At 64.3% G+C, this 11,015-nt stretch carries 11 protein-coding genes and 2 pseudogenes; 8 read left to right on the forward strand and 5 right to left on the reverse strand.

Annotated features, from left to right (window positions below; genetic code table 11):
• Positions 1–169 precede the first annotated feature (169 nt).
• From EN742_RS10930 to EN742_RS10940, 3 genes are all read left to right on the forward strand, one after another.
• Positions 170–928, forward strand: a complete 759-nt coding sequence (locus EN742_RS10930) for a copper homeostasis protein CutC (protein ID WP_245455451.1) — start codon at positions 170–172, stop codon at positions 926–928.
• A gap of 16 nt (positions 929–944) precedes the next feature.
• On the forward strand, positions 945–1,439 hold the full coding sequence (locus EN742_RS10935) for a GNAT family N-acetyltransferase (RefSeq protein ID WP_126054178.1): 495 nt from the start codon (positions 945–947) through the stop codon (positions 1,437–1,439).
• 76 nt (positions 1,440–1,515) lie between these two features.
• On the forward strand, positions 1,516–2,004 hold the full coding sequence (locus tag EN742_RS10940; protein WP_128332801.1) for an SRPBCC family protein: 489 nt from the start codon (positions 1,516–1,518) through the stop codon (positions 2,002–2,004).
• A gap of 69 nt (positions 2,005–2,073) precedes the next feature.
• Here EN742_RS10940 and EN742_RS10945 read toward each other — a convergent pair whose 3' ends face one another.
• From EN742_RS10945 to EN742_RS10955, 3 genes are all read right to left on the reverse strand, one after another.
• Positions 2,074–2,868 carry a xanthine dehydrogenase family protein subunit M gene (locus EN742_RS10945; protein ID WP_126054176.1) on the reverse strand — a complete coding sequence of 265 codons (795 nt, stop codon included), beginning with the start codon at positions 2,866–2,868 and terminating at the stop codon, positions 2,074–2,076.
• Positions 2,869–2,882: 14 nt separating this feature from the next.
• Positions 2,883–5,234: a xanthine dehydrogenase family protein molybdopterin-binding subunit gene (locus EN742_RS10950; RefSeq protein WP_126054175.1), complete on the reverse strand. Its 2,352-nt coding sequence runs from the start codon at positions 5,232–5,234 to the stop codon at positions 2,883–2,885.
• Positions 5,235–5,358: 124 nt separating this feature from the next.
• Complete coding sequence (locus EN742_RS10955) at positions 5,359–5,859, reverse strand: (2Fe-2S)-binding protein (protein ID WP_126054174.1); 501 nt, start codon at positions 5,857–5,859, stop codon at positions 5,359–5,361.
• 214 nt (positions 5,860–6,073) lie between these two features.
• Here EN742_RS10955 and EN742_RS10960 point away from each other — a divergent pair.
• The 4 genes and pseudogenes from EN742_RS10960 to EN742_RS10975 all read left to right on the forward strand — a co-directional run bounded on the left by EN742_RS10960 (position 6,074) and on the right by EN742_RS10975 (position 9,375).
• Positions 6,074–7,307: pseudogene (locus EN742_RS10960) on the forward strand (FIST signal transduction protein).
• A gap of 15 nt (positions 7,308–7,322) precedes the next feature.
• Positions 7,323–8,664, forward strand: a pseudogene (locus tag EN742_RS10965) (hybrid sensor histidine kinase/response regulator).
• 8 nt (positions 8,665–8,672) lie between these two features.
• Positions 8,673–8,933, forward strand: a complete 261-nt coding sequence (locus EN742_RS10970) for a hypothetical protein (RefSeq protein WP_126054171.1) — start codon at positions 8,673–8,675, stop codon at positions 8,931–8,933.
• Positions 8,934–8,946: 13 nt separating this feature from the next.
• Entirely contained in the window at positions 8,947–9,375 is a 429-nt protein-coding gene (locus tag EN742_RS10975) for a hypothetical protein (RefSeq protein WP_126054170.1), read from the forward strand.
• A gap of 90 nt (positions 9,376–9,465) precedes the next feature.
• Here the strand turns inward: EN742_RS10975 and EN742_RS10980 are convergent, their stop codons facing one another.
• Together EN742_RS10980 and EN742_RS10985 are read right to left on the reverse strand one after the other, a co-directional pair.
• On the reverse strand, positions 9,466–10,149 hold the full coding sequence (locus EN742_RS10980; RefSeq protein WP_126054169.1) for a response regulator transcription factor: 684 nt from the start codon (positions 10,147–10,149) through the stop codon (positions 9,466–9,468).
• A 12-nt stretch (positions 10,150–10,161) separates the two neighbouring features.
• A complete protein-coding gene (locus tag EN742_RS10985) occupies positions 10,162–10,401 on the reverse strand; it encodes a hypothetical protein (protein ID WP_126054168.1) in 240 nt (79 codons plus the stop codon).
• Between the two features lie 71 nt (positions 10,402–10,472).
• On the opposite strand from EN742_RS10985, the gene EN742_RS10990 reads away from it, so the two are divergent.
• Positions 10,473–11,015, forward strand: a 543-nt coding sequence (locus EN742_RS10990) for a fumarylacetoacetate hydrolase family protein (RefSeq protein ID WP_148670075.1), incomplete at its 3' end; no start/stop codon positions are given.

Consider the following 11,015-nt stretch of genomic DNA (forward strand, 5'->3'; position numbering starts at 1 on the left):
ATAAATAACCCGTCGGCTATGAATTAACTCATAACTCCTCAGTTATTGAATTGTCAAGCATACCTTGTCGAATGCAGGCCGCCCGCCGCCTGCTGGACCGATCATTGCCGCTTTCACGGCAGCGGACCCGATGCTAGGGCTGTCGCCGAAAATACGGACGGACCGCATCTTGACCAAGAATTCTCAGCCAACCCTGATCGAGCTCTGTGTCGAAGGCATTGACGGGCTGCTTGCCGCGCAGGCCGCCGGCGCCGACCGGGTCGAACTCTGCGCCAGCCTGGTCGAAGGCGGCATCACGCCGAGCCTCGGCACTGTGCGCGCGGCGCTCGAGCTTGCCACCATTCCGTTCCACGTCATCGTCAGGCCGCGCGGCGGCGATTTCCTCTATAGCGAGGCCGAATACCGTTCGATGCTCGCCGATGTCAGCGCGCTTGCCGACCTCTGCGTCGCCGGCGTCGTCGTCGGCTGCCTGAACGCCGACGGCACCATCGACGAGACCCGCATGGGTGAACTGGCGCGTGCGGCTGGCGCGCTCAACGTCACCTGCCACCGCGCCTTCGACATGACGCGCGACCCGGCCGAGGCACTCGAGGCACTGGTCCGCTGCAAGGTCGGCCGCGTGCTGACCAGCGGCCAGCGCGACTCGGCACTGGAGGGCGCCGAGCTTCTGGCCGCGCTCGTCCGCCAGGCTGGCGAGCGCATCATCATCCTCGGCTGCGGCGGGCTCGATCCCGACAATATCGCCGAGGTGCTCGCCAGGACCGGGCTGAAGGAAATGCATTTCGCGGCACTTGCCGATGTGCCGAGCGCCATGCGCTACCGCAACCCGCGCGTCGGCATGGGCGGCAGCGATCTCGACCGCGAATACCGAACCACGGTGACCGACGGGGCATTGGTGGCGGCGACCATCGCGGCCGTCAGGGCCTGACCCCGGGGAAGATGCGATGACCGAAGGACGCTCGCCGATCGACCGCGTTTCGCCCGAAGATGAGCCCGCCATCCTCGCGCTCAACAACGAGCATGCGGCGGAACTGTCCTGGCTTGAAGCCGAGCGGCTCTCCTTCCTGCTCGGAGAGGCGTTTTATGCGCGCCGCATTGGCGCGCTCGAGGCCTTCATCATGACCTTCGACCAGGACGCCGACTACGACAGCCCGAACTTCCTCTGGTTCCGCGAACGCTACCCGCGCTTCGTCTATGTCGACCGGGTCGTCGTCGCCGCAGCGGCGCGCGGCCTTGGCCATGCCCGCCGGCTCTACGAGGATCTGTTCGAGTATGTCGCGCGCTCCGGCCAAGCGATCGTCACCTGCGAGGTGAATGCCGATCCGCCCAATCCGGCTTCGGACGCCTTTCATGCGGCGCTGGGATTCGCCGAGGTCGGCGACGCGGTCATCCATGGCGGCAAGAAGGCCGTGCGCTACTACCTCCGACAACTCGCCTGAGCGCCGGCGAGCGGCACTGGCGCATGAAACAAGCCGTCGCTAAAGTGATCGTCTCCGCCACTGGGGGCGAACCGTGATGCCAAGCAACGTCTTCCGCTTCGACGAGCGCTGGGACATTCCAGAAGCGACGCCGCAGGAAGTGTGGGATGTGCTGTCCGACGCCGAGTTGCTTCCGCTCTGGTGGGGCGACGTCTACAAGGAGGTCGTGCCGCTCGACAAGAAGGGCAAGGGCGTGGTCGGCTCGCGGGCCAGGGCCCGCGCCCGCGGCGCCCTGCCCTACGAACTGAACTTCATCATCGAGGCGGCCGAGCTCGAACCCGGCCGGCTTGTGGTGGTCAAGACCTTTGGCGATTTCGACGGTCTGTGGCGGGCGGAGCTGTCGCCCTCGGGGAATGGCACCCGGGTCAACCTGATCTGGCAGGGCACGGTGCTGAGGCCGATCTTGAAGTTTCTGGCGCCACTGCTGAGGCAGGCCTTTGCCTGGAACCACCGCTGGACGACGCCGCGTGGCGAAGCCGGCCTGCGCCGCTATCTGTCCGGACGGAAAAATCGCCAGGCAGCCTGATCCAGGCCCAGCGACGGCGGCGAAAAGGGGGCCATAACGGCCCCTTCTCTATTCACGTGATGGCAAGTGTCAGCCGGCGGCGGCAACAGCGCGCTTGGCCATGACCGCGATTAGATTGGCCCGGTACTCCGCCGAAGCGTGGATGTCGCTCATCAGGTTCTTCGCCGGCACCTTCACGCCATCGAGAGCCGCAGCCGCGAAGTTCTTCGCCAGCGCCGCCTCAATCTCCTTCGAGCGGAACACGCCATCGTCGCCGGCGCCGGTAACGGCGGCACGGACCCCGTCCTTGCCCTTGGCCACGAACACGCCGACGATCGCATAGCGCGAGGCCGGGTTGCGGAACTTTTCGTAGGCCGCCTTGGCCGGCGCGGTGAAGCTCACCGCCGTGATGATCTCGCCATCCTTCAGCGCCGTCTCGAACAGGCCCTTGAAGAACTTGTCGGCGGCGATCTCGCGTTTGTTGGTCACGATCGTGGCCCCCAGCGCCAGCAGTGCCGCCGGATAGTCGGCCGCCGGATCGTTGTTGGCGATCGAACCGCCGATGGTGCCTCTGTGGCGCACGGCCGGGTCGCCGATCAGCGAGGCCAAATGGGCGAGCGCCGGGCAGGCCTTCCTCAGCTTCTCGTCATTGGCGACATCATGGTGCGTGGTGGCGGCGCCGATGGTCACCGTCTTGCCCGACACCTTGACGCCCTGAAGGTCCTTCAGCCGCGACACGTCGACGAGGTCGGAGGGCGCGGCGAGCCGCGTCTTCATGGCGGGGATCAGCGTCATGCCGCCCGACAGGAGCTTGGCATCGCCGTTCTTCAGCAGCTTGGCGGCCTCGGCAACCGAGGCGGCGCGGTGATAGTTGACCGAATACATGCTTGCTCCCTCCCTCAGTGCTTGGTCTTCGAACGGATCGCGGTCCACACCGTGGAGGGCGATGCCGGCATGGCGATGTCGGCGATGCCGATGGCGTCGGTGATGGCATTGATCACTGCCGGCGGTGAGCCGATGGCACCGGCCTCGCCGCAGCCCTTGATGCCCAGCGGATTGCTCGGGCAGGGCGTGTTCGAGGTCGAGACCTTGAACGACGGCAGGTCGTCCGCGCGGGGCATCGTATAATCCATATAACTCGCCGTCAGCAATTGACCGCTGGCGTCGTAGTAGGCGCCTTCCAGCAGCGCCTGGCCGACGCCCTGGGCGATGCCGCCATGCACCTGGCCCTCGACGATCATCGGGTTGATGATGTTGCCGAAATCGTCGGCGGCCACGAACTGGACGATCTCGGTCGACCCGGTCTCCGGATCGATCTCGACCTCGCAAATGTAGCAGCCGGCCGGGAAGGTGAAATTGGCCGGATCGTAGAACGCCGTCTCCTTGAGGCCCGGTTCCATGCCTGCCGGCAGATTGTGGGCGGTGTAGGCGGCGAGCGCCATCTGGAACCACGGCACGTTCTTGTCGGTACCGGCGACCTTCAACGCGCCGTTTTCGATGACGATGTCGCTCTCGTCGGCCTCGAGCAGATGCGCGGCGATCTTCTTCGCCTTGGCCTCGACCTTGTCGAGCGCCTTGGAGATCGCCGACATGCCGACTGCGCCCGAGCGCGAGCCGTAGGTGCCCATGCCCATCTGCACCTTGTCGGTGTCGCCATGGACGATCGACACGCTGTCGATCGGCACCCCGAAGCGCTGGTTGACCAGTTGCGCGAAGGTCGTCTCATGGCCCTGGCCATGGCTGTGCGAGCCGGTCAGCACCTCAATCGTGCCGACGGCGTTGACGCGCACCTCGGCTGATTCCCACAGGCCGACGCCGGCGCCGAGCGAGCCGACCGCCGCCGACGGCGCGATGCCGCAGGCCTCGATATAGCAGCTCATGCCGATGCCGCGCAGCTTGCCTTGCTTGGCGGCTGCGGCCTTACGCTTGGCAAAGCCCACATAGTCCGATGCCTTCATCGCCGCGTCGAGCGAGGCTCCATAGTCGCCGGCGTCATAGTTCATGATCACCGGTGTCTGGTGCGGGAAGGATGTGATGAAGTTCGCGCGTCGAAGCTCCGCCGGCGACACGCCGAGCTCGCGCGCGGCGGTCTCCATCGTGCGCTCCAGCAGATAGGTCGCTTCCGGCCGCCCTGCCCCGCGATAGGCATCGACGGGCGCCGTGTTGGTGTAGACGGTGCGAACGTTGGCGTGGATCGCCGGGATGTCGTACTGGCCCGACAACAGCGTGGCATAGAGATAGGTCGGCACGCAGGACGAGAACAGCGACATGTAGGCGCCAAGATTGGCGATCGTGTCGACCTTGAGGCCGGTGATGCGGTTGTTCCTGTCGAAGGCCATCTCCACCGTCGAGACATGGTCGCGGCCATGCGCATCCGAAAGGAAGCTCTCGGTGCGGTCGGCGACCCATTTCACCGGCACGCCGGTCTTCTTCGAGGCCCACAGGCAGACGATCTCTTCCGGGTAGATGTAGATCTTCGAGCCGAAGCCGCCGCCGACATCGGGGGCGATGACGCGCAATTTGTTCTCCGGCGCGATGTTGTAGAAGGCGCTCATCACCAGCCGCGCGACATGCGGGTTCTGCGATGTCGTCCAGCAGGTGTAGTGATCCTCGGCCTTGTCGTAGTGGCCAAGCGCTGCCCTGGGCTCCATCGCGTTGGGCACCAGCCGGTTGTTGACGATCTTCATGCGGGTGACGTGCGCCGCGCCCTTGATCGCCGCGTCGACCGCCTTGGCGTCGCCGATCTCCCAGTCGAAGATCAGGTTGTTCTCGGCTTCGGTATGGATCTGCGACGCGCCTTTCTCCAGCGCCTTGGTCGCGTCGACCACCGCCTTCAGTTCCTTGTAGCTGATCTCGACAGCTTCGGCCGCGTCTCGCGCCTGGCCCTTGGTTTCGGCCACCACGATGACGACCGCATCGCCGACATAGCGGACCTTGTCGACGGCCAGCGGCGACCATGCGCCCATCTTCATCGGCGTGCCGTCCTTGGAATGGATCATCCAGCCGCAGATGAGGTTGCCGATGCCGTCGGCCTTGAGCTCCTTGCCGGTCAGGACGCCGATGACGCCCGGCATGGCTTGCGCCTTCTTGACGTCGATCTTCTTTATCTGCGCATGCGCGTGCGGGCTGCGCACGAACGCGGCATGCTTCATGCCGGGAACCACCATGTCGTCGACATAGCGGCCGGCGCCGGTGATGAACCGCTTGTCTTCCTTGCGCGCCACCCGGGCGCCAACACCTTCAATGCCCATTAGCAATTCCTCCGGAATTTAGGGGAGTAGGTCAGTAAGGGAGTAAGGCAGTAGGGAAATCGGCAGCGGGTTCGGTACGGCGTACTCACCTACTCCCTTACTGCCCTACTCCCTTACTCCCCTATCAAGCAGCTTGTTTCGCCTTGCCCTTGGCGCCCTTCGACATCGCCTTCGAGGCGGCGAGGATCGCCTTCACGATGTTGTGGTAGCCGGTGCAGCGGCAGATATTGCCTTCGAGCTCGGCGCGCACCGTGGCCTCGTCGAGGCCTTCCGGATGGCGCGCGATCATGTCGGTCGCCGTCATGATCATGCCCGGCGTGCAGAAGCCGCATTGCAGACCGTGATGCTCCTTGAACGCGGCCTGCACCGGGTGCAGGTCGGCGCCGTTGGCGAGCCCCTCGATCGTCACCACGCTCGACCCCGCGGCCTGCGCCGCCAGCATCGAGCAGGACTTCACCGCCCTGCCATCGAGATGCACTATGCAGGCGCCGCATTGCGATGTGTCGCAGCCGACATGCGTCCCGGTGAGGCCGAGAACCTCCCGCAGGAAATGAACCAGAAGCGTGCGGTCCTCGACGGCGCCGCTGACCCGTTTGCCGTTCACCGTCAACGATATGTCCGACATGAAACCTCCCTGGGTATTTTTTGCCTTGGTGTCCTGGCGCCGTTTCCTCCCGGCGCGCCGGCTGTTTGCTTGATGCCGCACAGAAATGCGGGAAAAAGTACACCGAGCCCCTCCACGGCGCGAGAATGCAGTTCGCCCGAAACGGCGCATATTGTACTTTCGGTCACGCCGGAGGGGGGCGGCCCATTGCCAAAGCCTCCCCTTGAAGACAACAATGCCTTCGACGCCGCGCGCCCGACGCGCACAAAAACACGTCGGAGGAAAACGCAGGAGAAGGCAGCTGGCCAGTTCGCGCACGCGCTATGCATGCGGCCTCTCGGCGCTCACCACGGATGAGCCCGACGCCGGCGCCTTTGCCCGTGCGGTCGCGGCGGAATCCGCGGCGATCGACGCCGGCTTCGCGCTGCTGTTCTTCTCCCAAAGCCTGGTCGATGCGGGGGTGCTGTCGGAAGCGCTGACGGAGCATGCGCCGGCGCTTGCCTATGCCGGCTGCTCGACCGCAGGCGAAATCACGCCGCAAGGCCTCGAGGAAGGCCACATCCTTGCCCTGCTCCTGCCTTCCGCCTCGTTCGCGACGGCCAGCATCATGGTCGACAATCTCTCTTCCTCGGGCATGGACAGGATCACCGGCGAGGTGGCGGCGCTCAGGCGCTCGCTGCGGCCGCGTCGGGCACGAACGGGCCAAGGATACCTTCGCGCTCTGCTTCATCGACGGGCTGTCCTATGCCGAGGAGGCAGTGACGTCGGCCATCCATTGGGGGCTCGACGGCATTCCGCTGATCGGCGGCTCGGCGGGCGACGATCTCAAATTCGAGACCACCACGCTGATCTCGAACGGCAAGGTCACCTCCGACAGCGCCATCATCATGCTGATCGCCACCGAAATCCCCTTCCACGTCTTCAAGACCGACAATTTCATCCCCACCGACGAGAAGCTGGTGGTGACCGCTTCCGACCCCGATCACCGCATCGTGCGCGAATTCAACGCCGTCAACGCCGCCGAGGAATATGCCGCCTCGGTGGGGATCCTGCCGCATACGCTGACGCCGCTGAGCTTCGCCTCGCATCCGGTGGTGGTGAAGGTGGGCGGCGAATATTACTGCCGCTCGATCCAGAGGATGCATGCCGACGGCTCGCTCTCCTTCTTCTGCGCCATCGACGACGGCGTCGTGCTCTCCATCGCCCAGCCGAAGAACATGGTGGAGGCGACGCGCGCCGCGCTCAGCGACGTCCGGGAGCGGCTGGGCGGCATCGACATGATCCTCGGCTTCGACTGCGTGCTGCGGCGGCTCGACGCGCGCAACCGCCAGGTGTTCAGGGATATTTCCGAACTCTACCGCGTCAACAACGTCATCGGTTTTGGCACCTACGGCGAACAGTACCGCTCGATGCACCTCAACCAGACCTTCACCGGCATCGCCTTCGGCGATCGCCTGGCCGCCGAATAGCGCGCGGGCCGCCCCATGCCGCTCCGGGATATCAACGACCTCGAAAAGCTGAAGAAGATCAACGCCGCCCTCGTCAGCCGCGTCGAGCGCTCGATGGACCAGCAGGGCAATGCCTTCTCGCTGTTCCAGACCGCGATCTCGCTGGAGAACCGGGTGCGCAACCGCACCGAGGAGCTGCACTCAACCCTGCGCCGGCTCGAGCAGACCAACATCGACCTCATCGCCGCCAAGGAAACCGCCGAGCTGGCGAACCTTTCCAAGACCAGGTTCCTGGCCGCCGCCAGCCACGACGTGCTGCAGCCGCTGAACGCCGCCCATCTCTCCGTCTCGGCGCTGGCCGAAGTGCAGACCAGCGAGGAAGGCAAGAAGCTTGTGCGCCAGGTCGAGCGCTCGCTGGAGACCATGGAGGACCTACTGCGCACGCTGCTCGATATCTCCAAGCTCGACGCCGGCGTGGTGCAGCCCGAGATCGGCGATGTCAGCCTGGAGGCGCTGTTTTCCTCGCTGCGTTCGGACTTCCTGCCGGAGGCGGAGAAGAAGGGCTTGTCGCTGAAATTCCGGCCGGTCCATGTCCTGGTGCGCTCCGACCGCACGCTGTTGCGCCGCATCCTGCAGAACATCCTGTCCAATGCGCTGCGCTATACCCGCTCCGGCGGCGTGCTGGTCGGCACCAGGCATCGCGGCGATATCATCCGCATAGACGTCGCCGACACCGGCTGCGGCATCGCCGACGACCAGCGCGAGGCGGTGTTCGAGGAGTTCCATCGTGGTAGCACGGCGCTCACCGACACCGGGCTTTCCGGCGGCGGGCTGGGACTGGGCCTCGCCATCGTACGCCGCATGGCGGCGGCGCTCGGCCATCCCGTGACGTTCTCGTCGAAGCTCGGCCGTGGCACCATCTTCCACATCGACGTTCCGGTCGGCATGGGGGCCGCGGCCGACGCGATCGTCAGCACGGCGGATCTGGAGCGGCCGCGCGGCTACGGCCTGTTCGGCACCAAGGTTTTGCTGGTCGAGAACGATGCCGACGTACTGCAGGCGATGACCTTCCTGCTCGAACGCTGGCAGTGCCAGGTGCGCGCCGCGACCTCGACCGACGATGCGCTCGATCTCCTCGGCGACACCGACTGGGTGCCCGACATCGTCATTGCCGACCAGCATCTCGACGGCGGCGACCTCGGCACCGCGACCATCGCCGGTCCGCGACTATCTCGGCCGCCCGGTGCCGGCGCTGATCGTCACCGCCGACGGCTCGGAACCTGTCGCCAAGGCCGCCCGCTCCGCCGGCATCGAGCTGATGCGCAAGCCGCTGAAGCCGGCGCAGCTTCGGGCGCTGCTGGCGCATTTGTTGGCTTAGGGCTGTCCTTGCAGATGCCTCTCAACCAAACCATCGTCTACAGAAACAACACAGATAGGGCGATCCGGATCGTCGTAGAGCCTTGGGCGCGCCAGTACCTGATCGATCCCACAGTAGAAGTGGAATTCCGATTCTTCGCCGAATCCGCTTCTGCCAATCGCATCGAAATCGAGGAAAGCGGAAAATATCTGTCCCTGTGGCCCCCGGATGGAGGAATTGTCCAACTTTTTGTCGATGGCCGCGAGCTTAAGCAAGTAGCTCAGGAGTGATCCAGAAATCGCAATGATAGTACAATTCCATGGCATCACATTCGACCTGGCTGCCGGATGGGAAGACATAACCGACGACGTTCCTGGAGCGTGGCCCCCTACCTTAGCCAAGGCATCGGGTGTCGGCGCTCTTCAATTCTCTATCGCCAAATATCGGAGCGGGGAAAAACCAAACGCGGGTTTCGATGTTCTTAGATCGTTCATGATCGAATTTTGCCACAACAACCTCATAGACACCAATCATATTTCGGAGGAGAAATTCGCAAGCACAATGAGTGTTGGCGTATTGTATCGGAAAGCAGATGAAACGTTGTCTGCTTGGTACTTGTCGAATGGGAACGATTTTGCTTTCGTGACCTATGTCGGCCTTGGCGAAGAAAGCGAGATTATGAATGAAGAACTGGATGAAGTGAGAGCAGTCGTTTCGTCGATATCGTTTTAGGGGCCTGTGGGTCTGTCGGAAATGAATTACGGTGACAATGCACTTTTTCGTGCTCGCTCGGCGTTATCACCTGCAGGGTGATTGCAAACCTCAAAACCCCGCCTGATCCCGAAACAGCTCCGCATTGTCGAGCTTCGACACCTCGATCACCGCTTGCGTACGGCTGTAGACGTTGAGCTTGCGCAGGATTTCGGAGACATGCGCCTTCACCGTGGTCTCGCCGACCTGCAGCTCATAGGCGATCTGCTTGTTGAGCATACCCTGGCGCAGCATCTGGAGGACCCTCAGTTGCTGCGGCGTCAGCCGCGCCAGGCGCTGCACCATGTCGGCGCGGTCGACGCTGTCGGCGTCGGGCGCCTGGATCTCATAGGTCTCCGGCACATAGATCGCGCCATCCATCACCGAGCGGATGGCGGCGGCGAGATCGCTCTTACGCGCCGATTTCGGGATGAAGCCGGCCGCGCCGTAGGACAGCGCCTCGGAAATGATGCGCGGCTCCTCATAGCCCGAGACGATCACCACCGGCAGGCGCGGATGGCGGGTCCTGAGCTGCAGCAGCCCGTCGAACCCGTGAACGTCGGGCATGCTGAGGTCGAGCAGCGCGAGGTCGAACGGCTTCGGGCCGGCCAGCAGGTCGAGCGCCTCGGCGATCGAGCGCGCCTCGACCGTATCGACGTCCGGATAGGCCATCTGCACGGCGCTGTGCAGCGCCTCGCGGAACAGCGGATGGTCGTCGATGATCAGAAACCGGGCGCGATCGTTGACTGCGGTCATGATGTGGTCGCTTCACTTGCGCTCAGAATAGGATAATCCGGCAACCATGGCCAGATTATTGGCAAACAATACATCGCCATTCTTGCCGTCGATTGCAGTGCCCAGGCGGCGCCATACCCGCGAAAGTAAACGACATGCCGCCGGATGGCCCACAGCGCTGTTTCTTTTGGCCGCGACGATTTTTGAAACTCGGCGCGGCCTTGTTCCGCTGATGTCCAGCGGGCGCCCGCCGGCAGGACCAGTGCCTTGCAATTGCGCATCCCTTGCCCGGTGGCCCAATTCGGCCGAATGTGCCGGCCAGAAATATAGATTGAAAGAAGCGCATGACGGAATTCGTCCTCCCCTTGCCCGCAACACCGTCGGTTGCTGTCGCCGGCTCGCACGAACGCTTCGCGGTGCGCCGCATCTTCTGCGTCGGCCGCAATTACGCCGCGCATGCCCGCGAACTCGGCAATGACGAGCGCGATCCGCCCTTCTTCTTCACCAAGCCGGCCGACGCGGTGGTCGACAGCGGCGCCACCATCCCCTACCCGCCGCTGACCGCGAACCTGCATCACGAGATCGAACTGGTCGCGGCGATCGGCAATGCGGGCTTCCGCATTCCGCGCGACGAGGCGCTTGCCCATGTCTGGGGCTATGCCGTCGGCATCGACCTCACCCGGCGCGACCTGCAGGACCAAGCGAAGAAGGCGGCGCGCCCCTGGGACTGGTCGAAGGCTTTCGACCGTTCCGCCCCATGCGGCCCACTGGTCCCGGCGCAGAAGTCCGGCCATCCCTCGAAAGGCCGAATTTGGCTCGCCGTCGACGGCGAGCCAAATTCGGCCTTTCGAGGGATGGCCGGACTTCTGCGCCGGGACCAGTGGGCC

The organism is Mesorhizobium sp. M4A.F.Ca.ET.020.02.1.1, assembly GCF_004022645.1.
Taxonomy (GTDB): Bacteria; Pseudomonadota; Alphaproteobacteria; order Rhizobiales; family Rhizobiaceae; genus Mesorhizobium.